Source organism: Pseudomonas sp. F-14 TE3623, from assembly GCF_053629015.1.
This window is the reverse complement of the sequence record NZ_JBRJHM010000001.1, coordinates 6446738-6472867: the sequence shown is the minus strand read 5'-3', so window position 1 is coordinate 6472867 and position 26130 is coordinate 6446738. Positions and strand designations below refer to the sequence as shown.

Genomic DNA, 26130 nt, shown 5'->3' with positions numbered 1-26130 from the left:
CCTTCGCGGGCAAACCTCGCTCCTACAATGAAAAGATAAAAAAAGGCCGCGATCCATTTGGATCGCGGCCTTTTTGTTGGCTTGGATTAAGTCAAATCAGACCGCATCCAGCTCTGGCTCATCAGCTTGTACAACAACGGTTGCCTTCACTTCATCGTGGCGACGAATGTACTTCCAGTCCGCCTCGTCAATGTAGATGCCGTTCGGGCCGCTGCCGCCTTCCAGGTCGATGGCGACACTGGCGCAAACTTGCGGCTTCACACTCGCCAGAATCGGCACGAAGCCCAGTTGCAGGCTGGTTTCCAGCAGCGCGGCCTGGTTCTTCTCGTCGATGTCCGCCGCCTCGTCGAGGTAGTACGGCAGGCGCACGCGCCCGGCCTGGTCGCGGTCCATCAAGTGCAGCAACAAGTACATGTTGGTCAGCGCCTTGATAGTCATGGTGGTGCCATTGGATGCCGCACCGTCGATGTCGGTGTGGATCACCGGCTGGCCGTTGACCTTGGTGATCTCGAACGCCAGCTCGAACAGATCCTTGAGACCGAGTTGGTTGTGGTTCGCCGCCACCAGCCGCGCCAGGTATTCCTTGGCTTCTTCGTTCTTGTTGTCCTGATCGGCGCTTTGGCTCAGGTCGAAGACGGAAAGGGTTTCGCCTTCTTCGTACTGACCGGCGCTGTGGATGATCTGGTCAATGTGCTTGAGCGCTTCCTTGTTCGGCGCGAGCACGATGCGGAAGCTTTGCAGGTTGGAGACCTGACGCTTGTTGATCTCGCGGTTGAACAGCGCCAGTTGGTGTTCGAGGCTGTCATAGTCGCTGCGGATGTTACGCAGGGTCCGGGCGATGTCGGTAACCGCCGCACGGCGCGCCTTGCCGAGGGTCAGGGCTTCATCGGTGCGGTGTGCATAGGCGTTGATCAGCAGTTGCAGGCGACGTTCCATGTCGTCTTCGCTGTCAAACTTGGCCACGCCTTTCAGGCGAACCTGAGCGTACAGCGCGTCGATCTGCCCGTCGCTGCGCAGCAATCCTTGCCAGCTGTCCTGATAGTCATTGAGCAACGGCAGCAGGTTATCCATGGAATCGTCGATCGGGTCCATGAACGGCGTGCCGAATGGCAGGTCCGCTGGCAACAGCTGACGACGGCGCAGGGCGTCGTCGAGGGTGCGTTGCTTGGCTTCCATGTCGCCGATCTGCCGGCCGACCAGTTGCAGCTTGGCCGACAGTTGCTGGACGCGCTCGGTGAAGGCATCGCTGGAACGTTTCAATTCGTCCTGAGCGGCTTCCATCTGCGCCAGTTGTTCCAGCTTGTCGCCTTCCTCGGCGCTCAGGGTTTGCGCGCGGCGGAAGTCTTCCAGGGCTTTCTGCGCATCCAGCACTTGCTGGTACAGGGCTTCGGTCTGGGTCTTGCTGGCCGCACGGTCGGCTGCCACGGCAGCTTGAGTTTTCAGCTGCTTGAGTTCTTTTTCCAAACGGTCTTTCTGATCGCGCAATGCCGCGCGGTCGGCTAGGGCTTGCAGGGCCGGCGGCTCGATGTGCGAGATGTCGATGGACAGGCCCGGCACTTCGAAGCGCTCACCTTTGAAGCCATCAAGGATCAGCTCCATGGATTTGACCCACTGACCATCCTCGTCCAGCGTAATGCCATGCTCGCCCAGCGGGAGGCTGAACAACGCGCTGTTGAACAGGCGCATCAGGCGCTCGACGTCCTGCTGCGAGAATTCTTCGCGCAAACGGGCGTAGCTGTTGTTGTCGGCATGATCGAGTTGTTGCTTGACCGACTTCAGGCGTTTTTCCAGATCCCGCAGGCGCTCTTCCAGGTCTTCGGCGCTGAACTGCCGCGACTGGGCCAGTGCACCGGCCAGTTCGTCGTGCGCGTCCTTGGCGGCCAGCAGTTGCTGCTCGAGGACTTTGACGTCATCGACCAGCGCGAAGCGATGCTTGAGCACCGACAACTCGCCGAGCCATCGCTGGATACCGGTGATTTCCCGCTCCAGACGCATCAGCTCCTGAGTGCCACCACGCTGATCGTTTTGCAGCGCGTCCTGCTCGTTGCGGTAGTGCTCGGCCTGAATCGTCAGTTCTTCCTTGCGCGCACTGGCGTAGTCCGACCAGGTGCCGAGCAAGGAATCGAGCAGCGGCGAGATCCGGTGCAGTTTACCGCGCAGGATATTGCGCTGGGCCACGCCAGCGGCCAGTGCTTCAACCAGCGGGCCAGCGGTGACCAGCGAGTTGTAATCCTGCTCCATGCGACGTACATCGCGGAACGCTTCTTCACACGCTGCGATGTAATCGACGCTACCGGAACGCAGGCTGTGTTCGAAAGCATCGAGGAACAACTGCTTGAGTTTGGCCGCGGTGATTTCGCGCATGTGCAGCAAGTTGATAAACAGGGCCCGGAAGGTCTTCAGGCTCTGCTCGCTGGTGGAGCGCAGCGGGATCAACGTCAGGTCCAGCGGAATCGAAGTGTGGCCGCCAACCAGCAAACGACGCAGTTCATCCGGCTTGAGTTCGTAGGCTTTCAGGCCTTCGCGTTCGAGGTTGTTGAACAGCTCTTTCTGCCGCAGGCAGGTGTCGTCTTTCTGGTAATGGGCCAGATCGAGTTTGCCGGCATAGGCAAAGAACTGGTGACCGAAACCGCCGCCCGGGCCGCGGCCGACCACGCCGATTACGTGCGGGCCGTGGGGCAGGGAGACTTCCACCAGGATGTAACTGGTGTCCGAAGCGAAGTAGAACCGACGGGATTGCTCCAGGCTGTACTTGCCGAAACTCATGTCCGACATGCGCGCCAGAATCGGGAACTGCAAGGCGTTGATCGAAGCGGATTTACCGAGGTTGTTCGCGCCGTAAACCGACAGCGGCTCTTCCAGCGGGAACAGGCCGAGGCTGTAACCGGCGGTGTTCAAAAGGGCAAAGCGGCGAATGCCGTAGCGTTCCTTGCTCATGCGTCAGTCTCCTGTTCTTCGGCAATGGCGCGGGCCATGGCGTCTTCTTCGCTTTCTTCCTCGAAGTCGCTGAGGTCTAGCGGATCATCGGTTTGCAGCAGCTTCTCGTCGCTGTCGTCATCGATCAATACCGGAACTGGCAATGGCAGCACGCTGTGCAGGCTGGCCGCCAGATCGCGGTCCTGCTGAACCGACAGGCAAACATCGAGGAAGCGGTGCATCGGCGGCAGGAAGCGGTAGATGCCAGGCTCTTCGCTGGCGAAACCGAGTTGGGTCATGCGACGCATGATCTTTTCTTCCAGTTCGTCCTGAGTCTGGACCTCGGCCTGGATGAACAGGTCGCGGTACTTTTCCAGCAACGATGGCAGTTCATCTCGGCCGAGACTGCCGCCGTCGAGCACGGAGATCGGGTCGCGGCCCTGGTCGGCCAAGTGCTCGACAAGGATGAAGGTGAACAGCGCCAGACGTTGCGCGGTCTTGTTTACTGCCGCAGCAGCCAGGTCTGGTACGAAGTAGTAGAAACCCCGGGTGTCGCAGACCAGTTCAAAGCCCAGTGCCTTGAACAGCGTGCGGTACTGGTCCTGGAAGTTCGACAGTTGCGCGTACAGCTCCGGATCGCGGCGGCTGACGTGGTAGCCCTTGAACAGCTCGCGAAAGATCGGTGCCAGATGGGACAGTTCGGATAGATCAAGATGCATTTGGAATGCTCGCAGAATTCTCGGCGGCGGTGTCACCGGACGAGAGCAGGGCGAAGGAGCGCAGGCTGACCTGATGCTCGTGAGTGTGGTAATCGCGGCGTTCCAGACGCTCGCGTTTGAAGCGTTTTTCCCGCGACAGACGCGAGAACCAGTAGAGCAATTCGTCGGTGGCGCCGTCCGGCTCCTGCTCCAGCAGCCAGGTCATCAGGTCCGGCATCGGCAGGGCGTCTTCGCAGCGTTCGAGCATTTCCCGAACCGTGCGTGGCGCGCGTGGGGCTTCGCCTTTCTGGGTCTTGTGAGCCTTGGGGAAACGCGCAGGTTTCGGCTCGAAACGGGCCAAGGCGTACACGTAGGCTTCGACCTGACTGGCGCTGCCGAGGAAGGTGCTTTGAGGCCGGGTGAACATCGGCATCGCGGCTTGCGGTACCGCATCGATACCTTTACGACGAATGGCCGACAAGGCCAGCGCCGCGCCACGGGTCACGGCGTTGTGCCGGCGCGCTTCTTCACGCAACGGCAGCAGCAGTTCACGGGCATGACGCAAGGTCAGTTGGGCACTGGTCTGCATTTCGAGAATGCGCGCGTGGGTGCGCAGCAGCATATCGTCGTCGACCAGATGGCCGAGGCGCTGCTGTTCAGTGAGCATCTTCAGCAGGACGTTTTCGACCTTGCGCACGCCTTGTTCGAAGGCGCCGTCAGCGTTCACCAACTGGATCATCGGCTCGACGTATTCATCCCAGGTCGCCAGTACTTCAGCGTAGCGTTGACGCAATGGGATCTGCCGGTCGCTGGTCTTGGCCCGCTCGGCGACGGCCACCAGGGCCTGTTCGTCGTTGGCAAGCTTCTTCAAAACGTCTCGCACGCGCATGTCGAGCAGACGCAACTGGCGCGCCAGATCGTTGCCGTCGCGAATCTCGAAGGCGTCCTGAATGTAACCGGCCAGGCGCTCGAGATGGCGCAAATAGGCTTCGATTTCCAGACACAGGCCCAGACGGTGCTCACGGCGCAGGTAAGCGAGGAAATCGTGGATCTGCGCATTGAGCTCGAAACGGTTCGGGCTTTTCGCCACGGGAACCAGAATATCGAGGCGGATCCACACGTCCAGAAGGCTGGTGATGTCCTGCGGTGTACTGTCGAGTTGCTGGGCGGCCAGTTGCGTGCGCAGTTCGTTGAGGCTCAGGGTGCCTTGGTCGAAGTGCTCGCACAGTGGCTCCAGAAGTGCCCAGTGTTCAGCGAGGGCGCGCAAGACGCGCTTGGGTTCGATCATCGGAATGGCCGGCTGGTTGGCGATTAAAAGCCGCGATTGTACTGCATCGCAGCCGTGTCGATTCACTCTCGGGATGGGCTGTCGCCATTTTTCATAGGTGGAAAGACTATCGGTGAAGTCTATCGATCAACAGCGCGGGCGATCTTGAGCGAAGGGCGGTAGAATCACTGCACTTTAGTTATCCACAAGTGGCCGACCTTTGCTTATCGAGTCCCGTCGCCGCGCTTATTTGACCGCCATGCAGGTGGTCAACTGGCTGCCGCGCACCGAATTGCCCTTTGCTGCGCCCTCGCGGCCTGAACTGCTGGAGATGCCCGAGCCGTTGGTCATCGCCAAGGTTGTACAGGCTCCTGTGGCTGAGACGCCCGTGGAACCGGTGGTCAAACCTGCTGAACGGGTAAAGATCGAGGTGCCACGGCCATCGTTGGCCAGCACGCGCACGAACGCCAAGGTCGAAGAAGAGGAAGCCCCGGTCGCGGTTAGGGCGCCGGTCGTTCCGCCACCGCGCTTCGCCCTGCAATTACTGCGTGCAGGTCGTTGCCTGTTGCTGGTGGAGTTACCCACAGGCGAAAGCTTCCAGACCCGCGATCCGGCCTATCTGTTGCTCAAAGACATGCTGCGCGCCGCCGGCCTGCCAGACAGCCCGCAAATCATCGGCGAGCCGGTGCGCTGGCCGCTGCTGGCACGCGGCACCATGGATCAAGGGCCGGAAGCGGCTCGGGATTTCGTACAAGGCTTTCTGTCGGCCCGTCTGGAAGACGCTCCATGCGTCTGCCTGTGGCTGATCGGACTGCCGGCGGTGCGTTTTGCCGGTGAGGCCAACGCCGAATCCTTCAACCGTGAACTTCAGGTCGAAGGCCTGGGGTCGGTCTGGGCCCTGCCGGGTCTGGAATTATTAATGGAAGAGCCACAGCGTAAGGCTGATGTCTGGCAAGCCATGCGTCGGCTGATGGCGCGCTGGAAAGAATCGAATGAGTGACGCTGTATCGTTCCGCCCGATGATCGAGGCGGACCTGGACACTGTACTGAAAATTGAATACGCGGCTTACAGCCATCCCTGGACCCGCGGGATTTTTCTCGATGGCCTGGGCAAGTACCAGATCTGGCTGATGTTCGAAGGGCAGCAACAGGTCGGTCATGGCGTGGTGCAGATCATTCTTGATGAGGCGCATCTGCTGAACATCACCGTCAAACCGGAAAATCAGGGCCGAGGCCTGGGTTTGACGCTTCTGGAGCATTTGATGTCGATTGCCTACAAGGCAGAGGCGCGGGAATGTTTTCTGGAAGTGCGCGACAGCAACCGGGCGGCGTTTCGGTTGTATGAGCGGTATGGGTTCAACGAAATCGGACGTCGGCGGGATTACTACCCGGCGGTTGGCGGGCGCGAAGATGCCGTGGTAATGGCCTGCACTTTGGTTGACTGAAACGCCCGTAGGAGCTGCCGAAGGCTGCGATCTTTAGATCTTTCTATGTCGCGGCAATAAAAAATCAAAAGATCGCAGCCTTCGGCAGCCCCTACGTTGGAATCCGGGCAGACCTGTAGATCAACGCTTGCCATCCATCGGATCGCGTCGCGCCAATTCCTCCTCATCCAGCCCATTGCCCCCGCCGATGTCGTCTTCATCGACAATGCTCAAATCCCAATCCGCCTGGTCGCCTTCACCCTCTTCGCGGCTGTCCCGTGCGCCGTCTTCACGGATCAAGGTTTCCGGGCTCATGTCATCGTCGGTGGACTCATGGTCATCGGTCGAGCCGCCGGTCATGCCAGCCTCACGGATGCGTTCGTCGGGCATCTTCTGCGCACGCTCGTGTTCGGGGATCAAGTCGCCGATTCTGGCGCTCGGTTCTTCCTCGTCGAAATCCAGCTCATGCACTGAGCCCATGCGGTCTTCGTTGTCGTCGATGGGCTCGGGTTGCGCTTCATCGAACGGACGTCGTGAATCAGTCATGGCATTCCCTCATACTGTAGGCCTTACTACAGTGGACCCACTGGGCTTGCGAGAATTCCACCGGCAGGGAGCACCGGACAGCCATTTAATGCATCAGGGGAATCTGCATCTCGCGCGTGACCCCGACACAGGGTTGTCTGTCAAAGCAGCAAATCATTCTTGAGGCTTCATTGCATGAACGAATTACAAGATCTGATTGATAACAATGAGCGCTGGGCCGACGCGATCACCCAGGAAGATCCTGATTTCTTCGCCAAGCTGGCCCGTCAACAAACCCCGGAATACCTGTGGATCGGTTGCTCCGATGCCCGCGTGCCGGCCAATGAAATCGTCGGCATGCTGCCGGGTGATCTGTTCGTGCACCGCAACGTGGCCAACGTTGTACTGCACACCGACCTCAACTGCCTGTCAGTGATTCAGTACGCGGTCGACGTGCTCAAGGTCAAACACATCCTGGTCACCGGCCACTATGGTTGCGGCGGTGTACGCGCCTCGATGCAGGACCGTCAGTTGGGCCTGATCGATGGTTGGCTGCGCTCTATTCGCGATCTCTATTATGAAAAGCGCGACGAACTGGCCAAGTTGTCCACCGAAGAAGAAAGGGTCGACCGCCTCTGCGAACTCAATGTGATCCAGCAGGTGGCGAACGTCGGTCATACCAGCATTGTGCAAAACGCCTGGCATCGTGGGCAGAGCCTGTCGATTCATGGTTGCATCTATGGCATCAAGGATGGACGCTGGAAAAGCCTGAACGCCACCATCAGCGGTTTCGAACAGTTGCCGCCGCAATACCGTTTGCGCCCGGTCGAGGCGTTGTAAAAGCTTTTCAGCCGAGACTTCGTCGACGCCGGTGTTGAAAAAACTGTTCTCCATTGGCATTCGGCGACTCGTCGTAGCCGATGATCCAGCCACGGCAGCAGGAACAACCGCAACGGCAGGCGAACTGTCGCTGCAGCTTGTCTTCTGTCGCGGCGAAATCCATCGTCAGCCGGTCACCCTTTTTGATGTCTTTGAGCGACCATAACCACAGCTCGCTCATGTCGAGAAAGACGTTGGGGTCGCAGGAGTGGCTTAGCAAGCCGCAGAAGCGCGGATCGTAGACGTGGATACCTGGCGCTAGCTGTCGGGTGTGTCGGCAGCGATAGGGCAACAGATGTCCGGAAACCCTGCAGATTCGGCTGATGCGGGGGAACTCGCGCAACGCCGTGACAGCTATTGCCGATCCCTCAGCGTTGTAGATGATTTCAAAGTCGTCCTTGGAGGGGAATCCAAGGCGAAGGGGCAACTCTTCAAAGGGATAGATGCCATTGGATGGCGGTGGGGGTATTTCTTGGTGGGCATGGGCTCTCATCACAATCCTTGTCAGCTGGGTGCTACAACCTCCGTCAGCTGATATCCGGTCAGCTCTGCAGCACATGGGTATGCCCCAAGCCTCTCGCAAATGAAACATTTGATCTACTGTCAGATATGACAGGCGAAAAAGGCTCTTTCCCGCGTCAGCCATGGCTCACGCGGGAAAGACTTTCATCGTTTACAAGTGTGGAGCAGGAGCAGAGGTCGCAAGAGACGGGCTCTTCAGCTGTTTCAGCTGAGATTTGACCGTCGTTGTTGCGCATTTGGCCACGGCCTGTTCGGGCGTCAGGTTGCGGATCGAGGTGTAGAACAGTTCGCAGGTTTTTTCTTTCTGGGTGACTTGCCAGGTCTGAGTACAGCTTTTCAGCTGAACGGTAGGGTCAGTGCCCGGTTTGCTGCCCATCCCGGCCTGCCAGCACGCGGCGCTCAGATCCTGCCCCATGACTTTCAGCCCCGCGGCGTCAGCCTTGGCCTGGGCATCGCTGCCGCTATAGGCCTCGGGATCGGCGGCGTACCAGATGTAGCTCGGGTGGTTGGAACCCAGTACTGGCACCTTCACACCCTCGCTCGGGCTGATGGTTGCCAGGCCCAGCACGTCCACGGTCGGCCCGTATTGTTGCTTGATCCAGTTACGCACCGGTGCACCGAAGGCAACCATTGGCAACGCAGCGCCACTGGCGTTCTGGCTGACTTCCTTGACCATGGTGGTCTGGTAATCCTTGAAGTAGTTATAGACGCCTTCGAGGTCCTTGCCGGCGCTGGACGGCGCGGCAATCGGTGCGATGTCGATGATGGTCTGATAGCCCGGTGTCTGGTCGTCAGGGATGCCATTGGCGGTCAGCAGCGTGGCCCAGCGATCGGTTGTCTTGGACTCCAGATAGTCCTGAGCCTGGGTCAGCGAGTAATCCGGCGGGAAGTGCAGCAGTTCGACGCTTTTACGGTTTTCCAGTGCCATGCCCAGCGGCAGGAACAGATACCAGTTATAGGTCCATTTACCATCGGCACTCAACTTGCTGGCGCCGTTGTAAGCCAAATCCCCAGCCTTGAGCAATGCGGTCAATGGTTTGTCATAACCTTTGGGCACACCGCTGATATTGGCGTAGAGCTGCTCATTGTCGGTTTTGACCACCACTTTTGCGGTTTTGTAGCCATCGCGTTGTACGCTCTGGGTCAGGTAGTGCTCGACTGTCTGTTCCAGTGTCCAGTTGCGATAGCAGATGACGTTGCAGTTGTTGGGGTAGGCGAACAGCCGGGTAACACGTTCGGTACTGCCCAGATTCAGATCGACATCGGCGTGAGCGGCGGCACTCAGGGTGAGGGCTGCGAGGGTGAGTCCTGTGAGTTTTAACATGCTCAGATCCTTTTCAGCGTGGTCCCGATGATGGGATGCATGCCATATTGGATCAGCGGCGTTACATATAAAAGCGGGTTCTCATGGTTTTTTTCACAGGATTGCCCCTGCCTATTTAGGCCGGCCGGGGCGAGAGCCCGGCCCCCAAGTAAATGTCCGGAGCCGGGTGAATATTAAGTATTACAACAAATGCAAAGCCAAATGGCCGCCAGCGCGCAGGTATTCTATTTGCGCAACAACAGCATCTTTGACGATGGCTTCGCCTGTATCGGTCAACTTGGCTTTTTTTGCATCGATGATGGACGATTGCATTAATTGCATGACCACATCCATTGCTTTCTGGAACGCTGTCAGATTGTTGTGCAGGCCAAACTCGCGAACGACAGCGTCCATGCGGCGATCTGCATCGTCACGCAACTTCCTATATTCAACGACTGAAACTCTGCCGTCCTGGTAAATTTCATTGATCATTTCTTCCAGCGTTTTTGATACTAAAGACATCTGACTTGTTCATCCTTGGAGTGGTGTTGTTTTTAACTTTAAAAATCAGGTTGTGAGATGCCGAAGTTTAACCCGCTGATTTATATATTTGAGATAGGAACTGGCTGGATTTAATGTCAGGCGCAATCGAGCCTGTATGTAGGAGAAGTCTTGGTCGTTGTCGATTAGCCTGATGGCGAGGCCATCTCGGTTGGTACCAACAATCAACCAATCGCTCCGTTGCAGTGATGCTGTTTGGGATGATGGTCTGACGGGTTGTCCACAAGCGCATTTGCGTAGACCATGGGCGCCTTGGTTTTTTGCCTGCCAGAGTTTTTTCCATGACTACCAATAACGATGCGCGCCCGGCGCCCTTCACCCGCTCGGACTACAAGACACTGGGGCTTGCAGCCCTTGGCGGCGCGCTGGAAATCTACGACTTCATCATTTTCGTATTTTTCGCGCTGACCCTCAGCCAGCTGTTCTTTCCGCCAGAAATGCCCGAGTGGCTGCGTCTGCTGCAAAGCTTCGGGATCTTCGTTACCGGCTACCTTGCGCGGCCTCTGGGCGGGATCCTGATGGCGCATTTCGCCGATAAATTGGGACGCAAGAAGGTTTTCAGCCTGAGCATCCTGATGATGGCGTTGCCATGCCTGCTGATCGGGATCATGCCGACCTACGCCCAGATCGGTTATTTCGCTCCACTGCTGTTGTTGGCCCTGAGGGTCCTGCAAGGCGCGGCGGTAGGCGGTGAAGTGCCGAGTGCCTGGGTGTTCGTCGCCGAGCATGCACCGGTCGGGCATCGCGGCTATGCCCTCGGTTTCCTGCAGGCGGGGCTGACCTTCGGCTACTTGATCGGAGCTCTGACGGCGACATTTCTGGCACAGACGTTCACCCCGGCGCAAATCCTTGATTACGCCTGGCGCTACCCGTTTCTCCTGGGCGGTGTGTTTGGCGTCATCGGTGTCTGGCTGCGTCGCTGGCTCAGTGAAACCCCGGTATTCATGGCTATGCAGGCCCAGCGCGAGGCTACTGTCGAACTGCCGCTGCGCACGGTCCTGCGCGAGCACCGCCTGGCGATGCTGCCGGCGATGATTCTCACCTGCGTGCTGACCTCGGCCGTGGTGGTGTTCGTAGTCATCACCCCGACCATGATGCAAAAAACCTTCGGCATGACCGCCAGCCATACTTTCGCCCTGAGTGCTTTGGGCATCGTGTTTCTGAACATCGGCTGCGTACTCGCGGGGCTACTTGTCGACCGCATTGGCGCCTGGCGCACGGTGATGCTGTATAGCTTGCTGCTGCCTTTGGGCATCGGCGTGCTTTATACCTGCCTGATCATTGAAGGCCAGTGGATCGGTTTGGCCTATGCGGTGGCCGGCCTCGGTTGCGGGGTAGTTGGCGCGGTGCCGTCGGTGATGGTCAACCTGTTTCCGGCGCGAATTCGCGTCTCGGGGATTTCCTTTACCTACAACATTGCCTACGCCGCCTGGGCCAGTATCACGCCGCTGTTGTTGATCGGTCTGATGCCGTGGAGTCCATGGATTTGTGTGATTTTCTGCGCAGTGATGGGGGCGGTGGGCGTCAGCAGCGCAGCGTATTTCGGCGCGCGAGTACCGCGAGTTGGGCGCTGTTCGGTAGCTGGCGCGGTATAAAGGTGATCGTGTTGCCACTATTTTTGTAGGACAATCCCGAAACACCCTTCAGAAAATATTCCCAAGGCCGATGGCTAGGCTGTATGCAGCTTTTATCCCTGTCCATCGGTGCTTTCCATGTTCAACAAACGCTTGAAGCAGGAGCTGTCGGCTCTTCGCGAAGAACTCTCCAGCCTTCAGCAAGTCAAGGAGAGCCTGGACAGCGAGATGTTGGCCCTGACTCTTGATTCCGATGGCAGGATTCAATCGGTCAACCAGAACTTCATGGGTGAGATGCTCTACAAGGGCAACGATCTGGTCGGCCGACACATCGAAGACATCGTCCCCGTCCATGTGAAATCGGACGAATTCCACCGCCGCTTCAAGACTGCGCTGACCCGTGGCGAGCACTTTGCCGGCACGGTTCGTTTATTGCGGGGCAATGGTGCCGAAGCCTGGCTGCGGTCGATCATGCAGCCGGTGCGGTCCTCGGATGGCCGGATCAAACACTTCTCGATTTACTCCAGCGACCTGACCCGCACCATTGAGGCGTCCCGTGAACATGAGAACCTGATCGGTGCGCTGGTGCGTTCGACCGCGCTCATCGAGTTCGACCTCAATGGCAATGTGCTGTCGGCAAACGAGCGGTTTCTCAATGGCATGGGCTACAACCTGGCGCAGGTCCAGGGCAAACATCACCGCACCTTCTGTGAGCCAGAGGAATATAACAGCGCCGAGTATCAGAACTTCTGGCGCCGCCTGAATGCCGGTGAGTTCGTGGCCGATCGTTTCAAGCGTATCGACAGCCACGGTCGCGTGGTCTGGCTGGAGGCTTCCTACAACCCGGTGGTCGACGCGAACAACAAACTCTACAAAGTGGTGAAATTCGCCACGGTGATTACCGATCAGGTCAATCAGGAGCAGGCCGTCGCCGAAGCGGCCAACATCGCCTACAGCACCTCGTTGCAAACTGACAGCAGTGCCCAGCGCGGTACCACTGTGGTGACTCAAGCGGTGGACGTCATGCGTGACTTGGCCAGGCACATGCAAACCGCTGGCGAAGGCATCGAAGCGCTGAACGCACAATCATTGGTGATCGGCACCATCGTCAAAACCATCAGTGGTATCGCCGAACAAACCAACCTGCTGGCGCTCAACGCAGCCATTGAAGCGGCCCGTGCAGGTGAACAGGGTCGAGGTTTTGCCGTGGTGGCTGACGAAGTCCGGCAACTGGCCTCGCGCACCAGCCAGGCGACCGATGAAATTGTCGGCGTCGTTCGCCAGAACCAGGACATGGCACGCAACGCCGTGGCCCTGATGACCGATGGCAAACTCCAGGCCGAACAGGGGCTGGCGCTGGCGGCGGAGGCGGGCACAGTGATCGTCGAGATCCAGGATGGGGCGCAGAAAGTGGTAAGCGCGGTCGGGCAGTTTGCCAATCAGTTATCGACTTGATGCTATCTGTGCGGCATGAATAGCGCTAAAAAGGGCAGGCCTGCTTTTGCGGCTTGATCAGGCTAGGATTCTTCGCTGACAAAAAAAGGCCTACCTCGCGGTAAGCCTTTTCTTATTCGTGTGTACGACTCAATCCCCCAACGCTTGCCCCTCACGCCGCGGATCGGCACCACCGGCCAACGCCGCATTCCCTTGTGCGTCCTTGACCCGAACAATCGCCTGAGTCCCGCTGGTCATGTCGATCTCGTTCACGTTGTGCCCTTTGTCCTTCAGTACCTGAATCAGCTCTGTGCTGAACTGCCCCTGTTCCAGTTCGGTCGGGCCGTTGCGGCTGCCGAAGTTGGGCAGGTTGATAGCCGCTTGCGGGTCGAGGTTCCAGTCGAGCAGGCCGATGGTGGACTTGGCCACGTACTCAATGATCTGCGAGCCGCCGGGGGAGCCGACGGTGGCCAGGAATTCGCCGTTCTGGCGATCGAAGATCAGAGTGGGCGCCATGGATGAGCGGGGGCGTTTACCGGGCTCGACGCGGTTGGCGACTTTTTGCCCGTTCTCTTCGGGGATGAACGAGAAGTCGGTCATTTGGTTGTTGAGCAGAAAACCCTGGACCATCAGGTGCGAGCCAAACGCTGCTTCCACGGTGGTGGTCATGGACACCGCGCCACCTTCGTCATCGACCGCCACCACTTGCGAGGTAGAGATGCGCAGTGGCGAGCGGTCCGGCGCATAGGCAATCTGAATCCCCGGCGGGGTGCCGGGTTTGGCCTGCCTCATGCTGCGGTCACCAATCAGCGCGGCGCGGCTGGCCAGATAAGTCGGGTCGATCAGACCTTTTATCGGCACGGGTACGAAGTCGGTGTCGGCGACATACTGTGCTCGGTCGGCGTAAGCCAGGCGCTCGGCTTCAGCGATCAGGTGCACAGCTTCTGGGGCTGGTTCGATGCCCGCCGGTTGGCTGGTCTTGACCGGTTTGAGTGGTGCCAGGGCAAAACGCGGGTCGCGGGATTCCAGCGCCTGCAAGGTGCCGAGAATTTGCGCCACTGCGATCCCGCCCGACGATGGAGGTGGCATGCCGCAGACCTGCCAGCGTTTGTAGTCGGTGCAAAGCGGCCCGCGTTCCTTGGCCTTGTAGCCTTGGAGATCGTTTAGCGACAGGCTGCCGGGGTTGGCGTGACCCTGAACCTTGGCGACGATCTCTTTCGCGATTGGCCCTTTGTACAGGGCGTCGGGACCTTCCTTGGCGATGCGCTTGAACACCGCGGCGAGTGCCGGGTTCTTCAACTGTGTACCGATGGCTTTCGGGCTGCCATCGGCGTTCAGGAAGTAGGCGGCCATGTCGGGTGAACGCTGTATGAACGCGTCTGCCGCGATCAACTGATGCAGTCGTGGCGAAATGGCGAAGCCTTGTTCCGCGAGTTTGATGGCGGGTTCGAACAACTTCGCCCACGGCAGTCGACCATGCTTTTGATGGGCCAATTCCAGTGCCCGCAACACACCCGGCGTCCCCACTGAGCGTCCGCCGATCTGTGCCTGGGTGAACGGCATCGGTTTGCCGTCGGCTTGCAGAAACAGTTTCTCGGTGGCGCCGGCCGGAGCGGTTTCGCGACCGTCGTAGGTGCGCACAACCTTGCCATCCCACAGCACAATCAACGCGCCACCGCCGATACCCGACGATTGTGGCTCGACCAGTGTCAACACCGCTTGCATGGCAATGGCCGCATCAATCGCCGAGCCGCCCTCACGCATCATCTGCCGTCCGGCTTCGGCTGCCAGCGGGTTGGCGGCTGCGGCCATGTGTTTGGAGGCGTATCGGGTCTGCAGGTCGGTGCGATAACCAGAGGCGATTTCTGGCGCGACTGGCAGGGTTGAGACTGACGGCGAAGAGGGCGGGGCACTGCACGCGGCGAGGGTTAAAGCGGTTGCGATCAGCGAAAAGGCTGACAGGCGATAGCGACTCAAGTGGAAGGCTGAGAACACGCGGAGCACTCCGTCCATGGGATAAAAGGTCCGGGGACTTTATCGAGCGAGGGCGTGGTGTGCAAATCAGAGGGCTCTCGCCACATTTCTCGAGGCATAAAAAAAACGGTCTACCTTTCGGTAAGCCGTTTCAGTACTTGGTGGAGCACAGTCATTTGAACTCGACCGTTAATCTAAAGACTTACAAGCGGTTTTTTTTTGAACAATCCAAGTCATACACGTGGGCATCGAGATCATCCAAATGTATCTGGGGGATAATGTCGGCGGGAATTCTTGAGGAACTGGAAAGGTTGTAGACGTGGAATTGATCACTGATTACTTTTCTCGCCACTATTTTGAATGACGGTAAAATCCTGGTGTGAAAATGCTGATCCAGTCCGCAAGGAGAAACTACGGTGTTCTTCTCTTCATAGAATCGACTGACAGCTTGATTTAGGTCAACCCCCACCATCACCACCTTATTGAAACCGGCGTGATAAGCGATTTGCAGAGCCGCATAGGCAACAGTGCGCGCGTCGAAAAAACCTCGCTTCAGATTTTTGCTGAAACCGATGCGCCGATTGCGACGCTTAAGAAAGTTACGATTTCTTATCAGGTCTTTATCTACACCAATAAGTTCGCCCCAAGAAAGCTTTGGCGCCTTGCTCAGCAAAAACACTTCCCCTTTTGGCGCAACCGACAGGTTTTGAACCTGGTCCTCCCATAAGGCAACTCGCTCACTAAGAAGTAAGGCTTGGGAGAACAGTTCCGGCTGCTGCTCGGGAAAATTCTTATCGGTACAGGCATAGAAAAAAGGCTTAACGCCAGTCCCGATAAACTTTGAGATAGCCCCATTCATTGTGATCATGGGGACATCTGCGAATTGTTCAGGATGAAAGTCTTTGGCAGACCCTCCCGAGGCTACAATAAAAACAGCGCCTTTATGAATATTGCGACACTCATCAAAGTCACGAATATTAATCCTAGCGCTCATTCTTGGTTAGTCCTGTTGTTAGGATCATTTGATGCGATATCGGCACCAAACAATATTGCTGAAGCATGGTTTGTGAAGCGGTAAATTGTATCAAGTTATGTCTTGAGGCATTTTGCGGATGAGGTTTACATTTTATAAAGCTACCGGTGCAAGGTCCAGTGTGCCATCACGGCATTTCATATGGCAAAAAAACATACTGATGTCGTCGAACTCCGCAGTGAGAGGAGGGTGGTGAATGTCCTGAATTTCGGCTGAGAAGAAAAAACGGCATATCTGCGACGAATCTTCATGCGTTCGGGCGGTATCGTCCAGAGTTTTTTACTGAGGTGGAAGATACCAGGCGTAGACAAAGCCGAGCATCTGGCAGTCCGCTGAGGAAGTATGTGCGAAATTGGAGCTCTTGCTGGTTTGCAGGAGTTTACGCAGGCCTTCAATGCGCTAGTGTATGGCGCGACCCGGTACGTGGGAGAGAAGCAAAACGAATGCTCCAGACACAAGAAAGCCCGCACTAGGCGGGCTTCTTGTGTGGCTTATAGACTTCACTAGATGTCTGTAAACCGGTACTTGGTGGCTACACAGGGACTTGAACCCCGGACCCCAGCATTATGAATGCTATGCTCTAACCAACTGAGCTATGTAGCCAAGTGGCGCGCATTATTCACCTGGAACGAAGATGCGTCAAGCGTAAATTTAAAATATTTCTCCACACTTTCAACCGCTTATCCCGCTGACCCGAAAAACCGGGCCAAGGGAGGGCGTCAACCGAGCTGAAATTTCCCGGTATTCGCACTCAAAGCCTTGCTGCCCTGGCTCAAGGTGTCCGCAGCCAGATTCACCGCCCGCGCGCCTTCAAGCAAGCGTACCGCCGCCTGATCGACTTGCTGGATGTTGCCGCTGACTTCATCGGCGGTGCTCGCTTGCTCGTCAACAGCGGTGGCGATCTGCGCCAAGGTGTCGGTGACACTCTGCACCGCGTTGGCGATTTCCCCCAGGCGCTCGCCCAGACCGGTGACGGCCTGCGCATCCGATTGCGCCTGGCCGCAGGCCGCTTCCATCAGGCTCACGGCTTCGTTGACGGTGCTGCGCAGGCTGTCGACGGTGCCGGCGATTTGCGCGGTGGACGATTGGGTGCGTTGTGACAGGCTGCGCACTTCATCGGCCACTACGGCAAAGCCACGACCTTGCTCGCCGGCCCGTGCGGCCTCGATGGCGGCGTTGAGGGCTAGCAGGTTGGTCTGCTCGGCGACGCCGCGAATGGTATCGACCACCAATTGAATTTGCTGTCCTTGCTCGCTGACCCGGCCCAGTGCCGCCGCAGTGTCGTTCAAGCGCTGATTGAGCTGCTGAATACTCGCTGTCGTGCGTTGGCTGTCACGGCTGCTGTCGGCGGCGATGCGCTGGGTGTGCTGAGCGCTGCCAGATGCCTGTTCGCAACTCTGGGCGACCCCTTGAGAGGTCGCGGCCAATTGTGTGGCCGCAGCGGCGATCTGGCTGATCTGCAACTGCTGAGCTTCGACTTCCCCAAGGGCACCACTCGAGTGATGGTTGAGGGTGCGCACCGCGTTGCTGAGCTGCAAGGTCTCGTGATCGACCCCCAGCAGGCTGTTGCGCAGTTGCACTACAGCGACGTTGAGGGCGGTGCTGATAGCAGCCAGTTCGTCGCGGCCCTGCACCGGTACTTGCAGGCTCAGGTTGCCGTCACGCAACGCTTCGGCCAGTAGCGTGATGCCGCTGGCGCTGCGACGGATCGAGGCCTGCAAACAGATGAACAGGTACAACGCGGCCAGCAGCAGGCAGCCAAAAACTGTCGCCACCAGGATGAACTGGCGTATGGCCGAGCCGTGGTAGTAATCCAGCCGTTGATCCAGAGAAACCAACGATTGCTGGCGCAACGAGGCGAGGTCGCCGAGGAGGGCGTCGAGGCTGCGTTCAAAGTCTTCCGGCTTGAGGTTGATGCTGCCGCCGAAAACGCCCTCGTCCAGCACTTTCAAACCGGCGTCCAGGTGCTTGAGGCTGTCGTGGTATTGCCCGGCCCAGGTTTGCAAGGCGCTGGGCAGGCGCGCTTCCAGCAGGCCGGCGGTTTTCACCAGCTGCTCCCGGGCATCGCCGATGCGGCTGCGCAAGTCCCGCAGTTGCAGGCGGCTTTGCAGGGTGAACTGCCCGGATACTACTGAGGCCTGACCGACGGCGGCGAGACGACCGACCCGTTCGATCAGGTCCGGCGCGTGTTGAATGGAGATCTGCGTCAGTAGCCAGGTTTCCAGCCATGGCGCGAGGGTCAGGCGATTGTCCATCGCGATTTGTTCGCGCAAGGCTTGCAGAGCACCCAAGGCATTGGTGAAGCGATCGTAACCGTCCGGCCACCAACCGACGCTGCTCAGGCTTTTCGAGTCCAGGCCGGTGAGTGCGGTTTGCAGGGCTTGATAGCGGGTGAGGATTTGGCCCTCGGCGCCTTCGGTTTTCAAGGCGTTGCCCAGGTCCATGGTGGCTTGGGCGACGGCCGGCTGAACCGCGTCGAACGCTGCCATCGCCGCGATGGTTGCGGGTGTCGGCTGGCGATTGGTTTCGGTGGCGCGCCAACGCGCGGCGCGGTCACGCTGGGCGGTGAGCAGATTGTCGAGCGCATCAAGTGCGAGCAATTGACGAACTCCGGCGCGTTCACCGGAGATCAGGTTCAACTTGTCACGATAATCCTGACCGATCATCCACAGACTGCCCCCGAGTGGCAGGATGAACAGCAGAAACAGCAGCTGAAATTTGCGTGCGAAGCCGAAACGCCCCAGCAGCCCGATCCCCGGTGATAAAAAAGCCTGCATGCCCCATGACTCCTCTGGACACCACGCACCATTGGCGTGCGTCGAGGTCATTGCGACCGCGACTCGTGCCCTGCTAAAAGGCCTCGAAAGTTCACCCTTGGTCCGCTCTGTAGGCCGACTCTGTAGCGAAACTTCCCATTCTCGGTTCCCTTTGTAAGGGGCCGCGTTGAACGGATAAACAAGGCAAGATTCAGACCATGGCTTTGCGCTATCACCTTCTTTTTTGAAGTCGTTAGCAGGCTAAGGGGATGGCGCTACTGTACCGAAAAATGGCACATTGACCGGCCTGCCAGTGCGCACCCATCCGCAGTACGGAAACTCTCATGGCTATCAGCAACACTCAGTCCGCCGCGACCTCGGCGCCTACCACTTCACAAAGCAGTCCGCTGGTCATGCGCATCATTGGCGCGGTGGCGCTGGCGCATTTGATCAACGACCTGATTCAGGCGGTATTGCCGTCGATCTATCCGATGCTCAAGGCCAGCTATGGCCTGACCTTCACTCAGATCGGTCTGATCACCCTGACCTTTCAACTGACGGCCTCGCTGTTGCAGCCATGGGTCGGTTACCACACTGATCGTCATCCCAAACCCTGGCTGTTGCCGGCCGGTACTGTCTGCACATTGATCGGTATTCTGATGATGTCGGTGGTCGGTAGCTTCCCGATGATTCTGCTGGCGGCGGGGTTGATCGGTGTCGGTTCATCGACCTTTCACCCGGAAGCTTCCCGGGTGGCGAGATTGGCCTCGGGCGGGCGGTTCGGCTTGGCGCAGTCGACGTTTCAGGTCGGCGGTAATGCGGGCTCGGCTTTCGGGCCGTTGTTGGCGGCGGCGATCATCATTCCCTACGGTCAGGGTCATGTGGCGTGGTTCGGATTGTTCGCGCTGTTTGCGCTGTTCGTGCTGTATCGGATCAGTCGTTGGTACGCCAACCACCTGAACCTGTTCAAGCTCAAACAAGGTCAGGCAGCGACTCACGGCTTGTCGAAAGGCCGGGTGATCAGTGCACTGGTGGTACTCGGGTTGCTGGTGTTCTCCAAGTATTTCTACATGGCCAGCCTCACCAGCTACTTCACGTTCTATCTGATTGAAAAATTCGACCTGTCGGTGGCCAGTTCGCAGTTGCACCTGTTCCTGTTTCTCGGTGCGGTAGCGGCGGGGACCTTCTTCGGCGGGCCGATCGGCGACAAGATCGGGCGCAAGGCGGTGATCTGGTTCTCGATCCTTGGCGTCGCACCGTTCACCCTAATGCTGCCCCACGTCGATCTGTTCTGGACCAGCGTCCTGAGCGTGGTGATCGGTTTCATCCTCGCCTCGGCATTCTCGGCCATTGTGGTGTATGCGCAAGAACTGGTGCCGGGGAATGTCGGGATGATTGCCGGGGTGTTCTTCGGCCTGATGTTCGGCTTCGGTGGGATTGGCGCAGCGTTGCTTGGGCATCTGGCGGATGTCCACGGCATCGAGTACGTGTACTTCCTGTGTTCGTTCTTGCCGCTGCTTGGGGTGTTGGCGATCCTTCTGCCACGAACCAAAAAAGTCTGACCCGTACCGACCGGTATAGAGATTTGTAGTATTAAAGCGCGCCTGCAGCCGTGATTGCCGTTTGCGCAAATCACTATCCTGATGGAAACTTCGCGCCTTTCTGGACTCGATAAGGATGCGAGCAGTGGAGTTTGACAGGAATCAATTTATGACTCTCTACAGTCAGTATGCGTTGGCCTGCGTGGGGATGATGCTGCTGCACACTTGCGTAAGGAGCTATGTACTCAGGAAATGGCTGGGTGTTGGTCTGGTTGGTTTGGGCTTTTGCGTGATATTTGTGCTGCCGCCCTACATTGGCAGCATCGATGTCGGGATCTTTGCAATCGCGATAGTGGGGGCGGGGGCTTCGATGTTCTTCAATCGGAGTAAGTACCGAGTGTGAACATAACGGTGGCAGCGCCTGAAAAAGGAGCCGCCGTAGCCTTTGTTGTGCTGGTTTTATACGCGAAAAAAGAGGCACAAAAAAGCCGCGTCTAAACGCGGCTTTTTCTTGAGCGGGTGTTTTACACGTTGAAACGGAAGTGCATCACGTCACCGTCTTTAACGATGTAGTCCTTGCCTTCCAGGCGCCATTTACCAGCTTCTTTGGCGCCGGCTTCGCCCTTGTACTGAATGAAGTCTTCGTAGGCGATGACTTCGGCGCGGATGAAGCCTTTTTCGAAGTCGGTGTGGATCACGCCGGCGGCTTGTGGCGCGGTAGCACCGACGCGGACGGTCCAGGCGCGGACTTCTTCGACACCGGCGGTGAAGTAGGTCTGCAGGTGCAGCATCTCGTAGCCGGCACGAATCACGCGGTTCAGGCCAGGCTCTTCGAGGCCCAGGGCTTCGAGGAACATGTCTTTCTCTTCGCCGTCTTCCAGTTCGGCGATTTCGGCTTCGATCTTGTTGCAGACCGGAACCACCATGGCGCCTTCTTCTTCGGCGATGGCTTTGACGATGTCCAGCAGTGGGTTGTTCTCGAAACCGTCTTCAGCGACGTTGGCGATGTACATGACCGGCTTGGTGGTCAACAGGTGGAAGCCACGAATCACCGCTTTGTCGTCGGCGCCCATGTTCTTCATCAGCGTGCGCGCTGGCTTGCCGAGGGTGAAGTGAGCGATCAGTTGCTCCAGCAGGCCTTTTTGGACCACGGCGTCCTTGTCGCCACCCTTGGCGTTGCGGGCGACTTTCTGCAGTTGCTTCTCGCAGCTGTCGAGGTCGGCGAAGATCAGCTCCAGGTCGATGATCTCGATGTCGCGTTTCGGGTCGACGCTGTTGGAGACGTGAATCACGTTCTCGTCTTCGAAGCAGCGGACCACGTGAGCGATAGCATCGGTCTCGCGGATGTTGGCGAGGAATTTGTTGCCCAGGCCTTCACCTTTCGAGGCGCCGGCAACCAGGCCCGCGATGTCGACGAATTCCATGGTGGTCGGCAGGATGCGCTTTGGATTGACGATGGCTGCCAGGGCTTCCAGACGCGGATCCGGCATCGGCACGATACCGGTGTTCGGCTCGATGGTGCAGAAGGGGAAGTTCTCGGCCGCGATCCCGGATTTGGTCAGGGCGTTAAACAGGGTGGACTTGCCGACGTTAGGCAGGCCGACGATGCCGCAATTGAATCCCATGGTGTTTCCCCGAGGAGTTAGAGTCAGGCCTTCTGGCTGTGCAGGTTTTTCATCGCGCGGTTCCATTCACCGGCGAGGATATCCGGCAGCACGCCGAGGGCAAAGTCGATGCTGGCATCGAGTTTTTCCTGTTCGGCGCGTGGCGCACGACCGAGGACGAAATTTGAAACCATACTGGCAACGCCCGGGTGGCCAATGCCAAGCCGCAAGCGGTGAAAGGTATTCTGATTGCCCAGTTGCGCGATGATGTCGCGCAACCCGTTGTGACCGCCATGGCCGCCGCCCTGTTTGAGCTTGGCAACGCCCGGCGGCAGATCGAGTTCGTCATGCGCCACCAGGATTTCTTCAGGCTTGATGCGGAAGAAGCCGGCAAGTGCCGCGACGGCCTGGCCGCTGCGGTTCATGTAGGTGGTGGGAATCAGCAGACGAACATCCTGACCCTGATGCGAGTAGCGCCCGGTCAGGCCGAAATATTTGCGATCGGCTACAAGGTTGACACCCTGCGCGTGCGCGATGCGCTCAACAAAAAGGGCCCCTGCGTTATGCCGGGTCTGTTCGTATTCAGCGCCTGGATTTCCCAGGCCAACGATCAGTTTAATGGCAGTCACGATAGGGGCCCTTCCTTGAAGTGGTGGATAACATCGCCGCCATCAGGGCGTGCGGCGAAAGTGGACGACAAGTGCTCATTTACCATTATGTAAACTCCGCGTTCTCGCCCGCTTTCTCGCTACGCTCTAGTCCGCGATGTTTCCGGTCACTCCGGCGAACAGAGTGAAATTACTCTGCTGCGCCTTCTTCAGTAGCTTCTGGAGCAACACGTGGAGCGTGGACGTTGGCAACAGCCTTGTCATCGCCGTGTGCCAGAGCAACAAACTCAACGCCTTTAGGGGCTTTGAGGTCGGACAGGTGAATGATCGAACCGACTTCGGCGTTAGCCAGGTCGACTTCGATGAATTCAGGCAGGTCTTTTGGCAGGCAGGTCACTTCGATTTCCGAAACAACGTGCGAAACTTCGCCGCCTTTCTTGATCGGAGCTTCTTCACCAACAAAGTGTACAGGCACGATAGCGGTCAGTTTCTGGCCAGCTACAACGCGTACGAAGTCAGCGTGCAGTACGTGGCCTTTGGCCGGGTGACGCTGCAGAGCCTTGATGATTACGTTTTGCTTGGTGCCGCCAACGTTCAGCTCGATGATGTGGCTGTAAGCCGCTTCGTTTTCGAGCAGTTTGGCAACTTCTTTAGCCAGCATGCTGATGGATTCAGGGGCTTTGTCGCCGCCGTAAACTACAGCTGGAACCAGGCTTGCGAGACGACGCAGGCGGCGGCTCGCACCTTTCCCCAGGTCGGAACGCACTTCAGCATTCAGAGTAAAATCGTTCATGTTGTATCTCCAAAATAACCACATTCGCCCCAGCGTTTGCGACCAGCGCTTAAGGGCGATATGGGCAAAAAAGCCCCGCCCCGACAGGAATGCCGGGGCGGGGCGCTTTTCGTCAACGAGATGTAATGAAAAGGGCAGGGCCCTTAACGGAACATCGCGCTGATCGATTCTTCATTGCTGATGCGGCGAACCGCCTCGGCAACTACCGGTGCGATATCCAGTTGACGGATACGCGCACAGGCTTGTGCTGCAGCGGACAGCGGAATGGTGTTTGTTACCACCAGCTCGTCCAGCACGGAATTTTCAATGTTTTCGATCGCCCGACCCGACAGCACAGGGTGCGTGCAGTAGGCGAAAACCTTGGCAGCGCCATGCTCTTTCAAGGCCTTGGCCGCGTGGCACAGAGTGCCGGCGGTATCGACCATGTCATCGACCAGAATACAGGTACGCCCTTCGACATCACCGATGATATGCATCACTTCAGAGTGATTGGCTTTCTCACGGCGTTTGTCGATGATCCCGAGGTCCACGCCCAAGGATTTGGCAACAGCCCGTGCACGCACGACGCCGCCAATGTCCGGGGACACGATCATCAGGTTTTCGAAGCGCTGATCTTCAATGTCATCCACCAGTACCGGGGAGCCGTAGATGTTATCTACCGGAATATCGAAGAAGCCCTGAATCTGGTCAGCATGCAGATCAACCGTGAGAACACGGTCGATGCCGACTACGGTAAGCATGTCAGCAACGACTTTCGCGCTGATAGCCACACGTGCGGAACGCGGACGGCGATCCTGACGGGCATAACCAAAGTAAGGAATAACAGCAGTGATACGAGTAGCCGAGGAGCGGCGGAAGGCATCAGCCATCACTACCAGTTCCATCAGGTTATCGTTGGTCGGAGCGCAAGTCGGCTGAATAATGAAAACGTCTTTACCGCGAACGTTTTCATTGATCTCGGCAGTAATTTCGCCGTCGGAGAACTTACCGACAGAGATGTCACCGAGAGGGATATGCAGCTGACGTACAACACGCCGAGCCAGATCGGGGTTAGCGTTCCCCGTAAAGACCATCATCTTGGACACGCGCAGTACCTGAAGGCTGAGGGTAACCTGGATGAGTATAGGAAAATGGCAGGGGCGGCTGGATTCGAACCAACGCATGGCAGGATCAAAACCTGCTGCCTTACCGCTTGGCGACGCCCCTGTATCTGTTGCAACGAGTACCCAGTACTCGATTCCTTTTAGAGCAGACTTTGCAGCTTGCGATGCAACATCGAAACGTTGCTTCCTTTTGCTACAAACCCTGTAAGGGTCTCTGTCAGAAGGGCCGAGACTTTATCAGCTTCAGCTTTGCTTGGGAAGCCCCCAAACACACAACTTCCAGTTCCGGTGAGTTTTGCTTCGGTAAATTTACCTAACAAATTCAATGCGTTACGTACATCTGGGTAACGCCTTGCTACCACCGGGTAAGCAGTCATTTCGACTGTTTCCCTTGGGAACGGGGCGCACTTTAATGGGAGGAGTGTTACGTGTCAACAGTGGATCTGAAAAAATTTCTGCTGTACTTACAGATACTTGCGGCACCAGCACGAGATACCACGGTTCTTCGGGCTCTACAGGGGTGAGTTTCTCCCCTACGCCCTCGGCGAAAGCCGCGTGGCCACGAACGAAAACCGGGACGTCGGCGCCAAGCGTAAGGCCCAGTGCGGCCAGCCGATCTTCATCCCAACCCAGTTGCCAAAGATGATTGAGGCCCAGCAATGTGGTCGCCGCATTCGAACTGCCGCCACCGATTCCACCACCCATGGGCAGGATTTTTTCGATCCAGATGTCGACACCCAGCGAACAGCCGGATTGCTCCTGAAGTTTTTTTGCGGCTTTGACGATCAGGTTACTGTCGTGAGGGACGTCGGCGAATTCGGTGTGCAACCGAATCACGCCATCGTCGCGAACGGCGAAGGTGATTTCATCGCCGTAATCGAGGAACTGAAAAATCGTCTGCAACTCGTGGTAGCCGTCTTCACGGCGACCGAGGATGTGCAGCATCAGGTTGAGCTTGGCGGGCGAGGGCAATGTCAGGCGCGGTGCAGTCATGTTCACTGCCCCAGTTTGCGTGGTTGCCATTCCTTGATCACCAGCGTGACATCAAGGTCGGTGCCGTGCAGTTTGATCCGCTCGGGCAGCCAGTAGCCGTTTTGCTCGGCATAACTGAGGTATTCGACCTGCCAGCCATCCTGTTCGAGATTGGCCAGGCGGCTGTCGACGTCGAGGGTCAGGCGACTTTTGCTGTCCGGGGCCGGGAGCCCGCGAACCCACCAGGCCAGATGGGATACCGGCAATTTCCAGCCCAGTTGTTCTTCAACCAGGGCTTCCGGTGTCTGTGCGTCATAGCGGCCCTGATTGGCCACTTCCAGCGAGACTTTGCCCGGGCGACCGGTCAAGCGGGCTGCACCACGACCCAGCGGGCCGGAGAGACGGATGTCGTAGTAATCCTGGCGTTGCAGCCAGAACAGCGTGCCGCTACCCGAATCTTTTGGCGCGCGGATGCCGATTTTGCCGTTGATCTGCCAGCCGTCGAGGCCGGTCAGTTGCTGTTTGTGCTCGCGCCATTGGGCCTTGTTGCCTTGACCCTGGACCGATTCGCGGGCAACGAAGCCCGCGCAACCGGCGAGCAGGGCGATGAAGCTGAAAACGATGATGTGGCGCAAAAACATAA

At 57.9% G+C, this 26130-nt stretch carries 22 protein-coding genes, 2 tRNA genes and 2 pseudogenes; 8 read left to right on the top strand and 18 right to left on the bottom strand.

Translation table 11 applies throughout. The features are described from left to right. Window positions 1–96 precede the first annotated feature (96 nt). From mksF to mksB, 3 genes are read right to left on the bottom strand one after another with little or no spacing between them, the layout of a single operon-like run. Entirely contained in the window at window positions 97–2937 is a 2841-nt protein-coding gene (mksF, locus tag AB7M29_RS29905) for an Mks condensin complex protein MksF (protein ID WP_454248601.1), read from the bottom strand. Then, entirely contained in the window at window positions 2934–3635 is a 702-nt protein-coding gene (mksE, locus tag AB7M29_RS29900; RefSeq protein WP_048397727.1) for an Mks condensin complex protein MksE, read from the bottom strand. Before mksE ends, mksF begins: the two co-directional genes overlap by 4 nt. Beyond that, window positions 3625–4902: an Mks condensin complex protein MksB gene (mksB, locus tag AB7M29_RS29895; RefSeq protein WP_048397728.1), complete on the bottom strand. Its 1278-nt coding sequence runs from the start codon at window positions 4900–4902 to the stop codon at window positions 3625–3627. The genes mksE and mksB overlap by 11 nt, the downstream gene beginning before the upstream one ends. Before the next feature lie 238 nt (window positions 4903–5140). On the opposite strand from mksB, the gene AB7M29_RS29890 reads away from it, so the two are divergent. After that, complete coding sequence (locus AB7M29_RS29890; RefSeq protein WP_048397729.1) at window positions 5141–5881, top strand: hypothetical protein; 741 nt, start codon at window positions 5141–5143, stop codon at window positions 5879–5881. Beyond that, entirely contained in the window at window positions 5874–6326 is a 453-nt protein-coding gene (gene rimI / locus AB7M29_RS29885) for a ribosomal protein S18-alanine N-acetyltransferase (RefSeq protein ID WP_048397730.1), read from the top strand. Before AB7M29_RS29890 ends, rimI begins: the two co-directional genes overlap by 8 nt. A gap of 120 nt (window positions 6327–6446) precedes the next feature. On the opposite strand, the gene AB7M29_RS29880 is transcribed toward rimI, so the two are convergent. Next, window positions 6447–6851, bottom strand: coding sequence for a serine kinase/phosphatase (locus AB7M29_RS29880; protein WP_048397731.1), 405 nt, complete (start codon window positions 6849–6851; stop codon window positions 6447–6449). A gap of 174 nt (window positions 6852–7025) precedes the next feature. On the opposite strand from AB7M29_RS29880, the gene can reads away from it, so the two are divergent. Further along, entirely contained in the window at window positions 7026–7670 is a 645-nt protein-coding gene (can, locus tag AB7M29_RS29875; RefSeq protein WP_052965823.1) for a carbonate dehydratase, read from the top strand. A gap of 7 nt (window positions 7671–7677) precedes the next feature. Here can and AB7M29_RS29870 read toward each other — a convergent pair whose 3' ends face one another. The 3 genes from AB7M29_RS29870 to AB7M29_RS29860 all read right to left on the bottom strand — a co-directional run bounded on the left by AB7M29_RS29870 (window position 7678) and on the right by AB7M29_RS29860 (window position 10056). After that, window positions 7678–8202: an SET domain-containing protein gene (locus AB7M29_RS29870; RefSeq protein ID WP_217858861.1), complete on the bottom strand. Its 525-nt coding sequence runs from the start codon at window positions 8200–8202 to the stop codon at window positions 7678–7680. 180 nt (window positions 8203–8382) lie between these two features. Next, a complete protein-coding gene (locus AB7M29_RS29865) occupies window positions 8383–9555 on the bottom strand; it encodes a hypothetical protein (protein ID WP_454248600.1) in 1173 nt (390 codons plus the stop codon). Between the two features lie 180 nt (window positions 9556–9735). After that, window positions 9736–10056 carry a hypothetical protein gene (locus tag AB7M29_RS29860; protein WP_217858859.1) on the bottom strand — a complete coding sequence of 107 codons (321 nt, stop codon included), beginning with the start codon at window positions 10054–10056 and terminating at the stop codon, window positions 9736–9738. Window positions 10057–10376: 320 nt separating this feature from the next. On the opposite strand from AB7M29_RS29860, the gene AB7M29_RS29855 reads away from it, so the two are divergent. From AB7M29_RS29855 to AB7M29_RS29845, 3 genes and pseudogenes are all read left to right on the top strand, one after another. Then, window positions 10377–11690 (top strand): MFS transporter, encoded by a 1314-nt coding sequence (locus AB7M29_RS29855; protein ID WP_454248599.1) that lies wholly within the window; start codon window positions 10377–10379, stop codon window positions 11688–11690. Between the two features lie 117 nt (window positions 11691–11807). Beyond that, window positions 11808–12536, top strand: a pseudogene (locus AB7M29_RS29850) (PAS domain-containing protein); the annotation flags it as partial. 156 nt (window positions 12537–12692) lie between these two features. After that, window positions 12693–13124, top strand: coding sequence for a methyl-accepting chemotaxis protein (locus tag AB7M29_RS29845; protein ID WP_437180809.1), 432 nt, complete (start codon window positions 12693–12695; stop codon window positions 13122–13124). A 129-nt stretch (window positions 13125–13253) separates the two neighbouring features. Here AB7M29_RS29845 and ggt read toward each other — a convergent pair whose 3' ends face one another. From ggt to AB7M29_RS29825, 4 genes are all read right to left on the bottom strand, one after another. Then, window positions 13254–15098 carry a gamma-glutamyltransferase gene (ggt, locus tag AB7M29_RS29840; RefSeq protein WP_454248598.1) on the bottom strand — a complete coding sequence of 615 codons (1845 nt, stop codon included), beginning with the start codon at window positions 15096–15098 and terminating at the stop codon, window positions 13254–13256. A gap of 181 nt (window positions 15099–15279) precedes the next feature. After that, window positions 15280–16071 carry a lipopolysaccharide biosynthesis protein gene (locus tag AB7M29_RS29835; RefSeq protein ID WP_217858855.1) on the bottom strand — a complete coding sequence of 264 codons (792 nt, stop codon included), beginning with the start codon at window positions 16069–16071 and terminating at the stop codon, window positions 15280–15282. A gap of 565 nt (window positions 16072–16636) precedes the next feature. Next, window positions 16637–16713, bottom strand: a tRNA-Met gene (locus AB7M29_RS29830). Between the two features lie 116 nt (window positions 16714–16829). Continuing rightward, entirely contained in the window at window positions 16830–18887 is a 2058-nt protein-coding gene (locus AB7M29_RS29825; protein ID WP_454248597.1) for a methyl-accepting chemotaxis protein, read from the bottom strand. A gap of 323 nt (window positions 18888–19210) precedes the next feature. Between AB7M29_RS29825 and AB7M29_RS29820 the strand changes: the two genes are divergently transcribed. Both AB7M29_RS29820 and AB7M29_RS29815 read left to right on the top strand, forming a co-directional pair. Next, window positions 19211–20428 carry an MFS transporter gene (locus AB7M29_RS29820; protein WP_217858853.1) on the top strand — a complete coding sequence of 406 codons (1218 nt, stop codon included), beginning with the start codon at window positions 19211–19213 and terminating at the stop codon, window positions 20426–20428. A gap of 148 nt (window positions 20429–20576) precedes the next feature. Further along, a complete protein-coding gene (locus AB7M29_RS29815; protein WP_217858852.1) occupies window positions 20577–20810 on the top strand; it encodes a hypothetical protein in 234 nt (77 codons plus the stop codon). 121 nt (window positions 20811–20931) lie between these two features. Here the strand turns inward: AB7M29_RS29815 and ychF are convergent, their stop codons facing one another. The 7 genes and pseudogenes from ychF to lolB all read right to left on the bottom strand — a co-directional run bounded on the left by ychF (window position 20932) and on the right by lolB (window position 26128). Beyond that, a complete protein-coding gene (gene ychF, locus AB7M29_RS29810; RefSeq protein ID WP_052965811.1) occupies window positions 20932–22032 on the bottom strand; it encodes a redox-regulated ATPase YchF in 1101 nt (366 codons plus the stop codon). Window positions 22033–22055: 23 nt separating this feature from the next. Further along, complete coding sequence (gene pth, locus AB7M29_RS29805; RefSeq protein ID WP_007905795.1) at window positions 22056–22640, bottom strand: aminoacyl-tRNA hydrolase; 585 nt, start codon at window positions 22638–22640, stop codon at window positions 22056–22058. Window positions 22641–22809: 169 nt separating this feature from the next. Beyond that, the gene (locus AB7M29_RS29800) at window positions 22810–23412 is read right to left on the bottom strand and encodes a 50S ribosomal protein L25/general stress protein Ctc (RefSeq protein WP_052965810.1); all 603 of its coding nucleotides are present in this window, start codon (window positions 23410–23412) and stop codon (window positions 22810–22812) included. A 143-nt stretch (window positions 23413–23555) separates the two neighbouring features. After that, a complete protein-coding gene (locus AB7M29_RS29795) occupies window positions 23556–24497 on the bottom strand; it encodes a ribose-phosphate pyrophosphokinase (RefSeq protein WP_003171603.1) in 942 nt (313 codons plus the stop codon). Between the two features lie 46 nt (window positions 24498–24543). After that, window positions 24544–24618: transfer RNA gene (locus AB7M29_RS29790), tRNA-Gln, on the bottom strand. Window positions 24619–24655: 37 nt separating this feature from the next. Further along, window positions 24656–25508: pseudogene (ispE, locus tag AB7M29_RS29785) on the bottom strand (4-(cytidine 5'-diphospho)-2-C-methyl-D-erythritol kinase). A 2-nt stretch (window positions 25509–25510) separates the two neighbouring features. Then, window positions 25511–26128 (bottom strand): lipoprotein insertase outer membrane protein LolB, encoded by a 618-nt coding sequence (gene lolB, locus AB7M29_RS29780; protein WP_217858851.1) that lies wholly within the window; start codon window positions 26126–26128, stop codon window positions 25511–25513. Window positions 26129–26130 lie beyond the last annotated feature (2 nt).

What these genes read in the sequence shown, in the direction of transcription:
- mksE (WP_048397727.1), bottom strand. Translation starts at nt 3,635, where the DNA reads ATGCATCTTGATCTATCCGAACTGTCCCATCTGGCACCGATCTTTCGC.
- AB7M29_RS29825 (WP_454248597.1), bottom strand. Translation starts at nt 18,887, where the DNA reads ATGCAGGCTTTTTTATCACCGGGGATCGGGCTGCTGGGGCGTTTCGGC.
- mksB (WP_048397728.1), bottom strand. Translation starts at nt 4,902, where the DNA reads ATGATCGAACCCAAGCGCGTCTTGCGCGCCCTCGCTGAACACTGGGCA.
- AB7M29_RS29845 (WP_437180809.1), top strand. Translation starts at nt 12,693, where the DNA reads ATGCGTGACTTGGCCAGGCACATGCAAACCGCTGGCGAAGGCATCGAA.
- AB7M29_RS29835 (WP_217858855.1), bottom strand. Translation starts at nt 16,071, where the DNA reads ATGAGCGCTAGGATTAATATTCGTGACTTTGATGAGTGTCGCAATATT.
- mksF (WP_454248601.1), bottom strand. Translation starts at nt 2,937, where the DNA reads ATGAGCAAGGAACGCTACGGCATTCGCCGCTTTGCCCTTTTGAACACC.
- AB7M29_RS29860 (WP_217858859.1), bottom strand. Translation starts at nt 10,056, where the DNA reads ATGTCTTTAGTATCAAAAACGCTGGAAGAAATGATCAATGAAATTTAC.
- AB7M29_RS29890 (WP_048397729.1), top strand. Translation starts at nt 5,141, where the DNA reads ATGCAGGTGGTCAACTGGCTGCCGCGCACCGAATTGCCCTTTGCTGCG.
- AB7M29_RS29880 (WP_048397731.1), bottom strand. Translation starts at nt 6,851, where the DNA reads ATGACTGATTCACGACGTCCGTTCGATGAAGCGCAACCCGAGCCCATC.
- AB7M29_RS29800 (WP_052965810.1), bottom strand. Translation starts at nt 23,412, where the DNA reads ATGAACGATTTTACTCTGAATGCTGAAGTGCGTTCCGACCTGGGGAAA.
- can (WP_052965823.1), top strand. Translation starts at nt 7,026, where the DNA reads ATGAACGAATTACAAGATCTGATTGATAACAATGAGCGCTGGGCCGAC.
- AB7M29_RS29815 (WP_217858852.1), top strand. Translation starts at nt 20,577, where the DNA reads ATGACTCTCTACAGTCAGTATGCGTTGGCCTGCGTGGGGATGATGCTG.
- AB7M29_RS29870 (WP_217858861.1), bottom strand. Translation starts at nt 8,202, where the DNA reads ATGAGAGCCCATGCCCACCAAGAAATACCCCCACCGCCATCCAATGGC.
- AB7M29_RS29855 (WP_454248599.1), top strand. Translation starts at nt 10,377, where the DNA reads ATGACTACCAATAACGATGCGCGCCCGGCGCCCTTCACCCGCTCGGAC.
- AB7M29_RS29820 (WP_217858853.1), top strand. Translation starts at nt 19,211, where the DNA reads ATGGCTATCAGCAACACTCAGTCCGCCGCGACCTCGGCGCCTACCACT.
- AB7M29_RS29865 (WP_454248600.1), bottom strand. Translation starts at nt 9,555, where the DNA reads ATGTTAAAACTCACAGGACTCACCCTCGCAGCCCTCACCCTGAGTGCC.
- rimI (WP_048397730.1), top strand. Translation starts at nt 5,874, where the DNA reads ATGAGTGACGCTGTATCGTTCCGCCCGATGATCGAGGCGGACCTGGAC.
- ychF (WP_052965811.1), bottom strand. Translation starts at nt 22,032, where the DNA reads ATGGGATTCAATTGCGGCATCGTCGGCCTGCCTAACGTCGGCAAGTCC.
- lolB (WP_217858851.1), bottom strand. Translation starts at nt 26,128, where the DNA reads ATGTTTTTGCGCCACATCATCGTTTTCAGCTTCATCGCCCTGCTCGCC.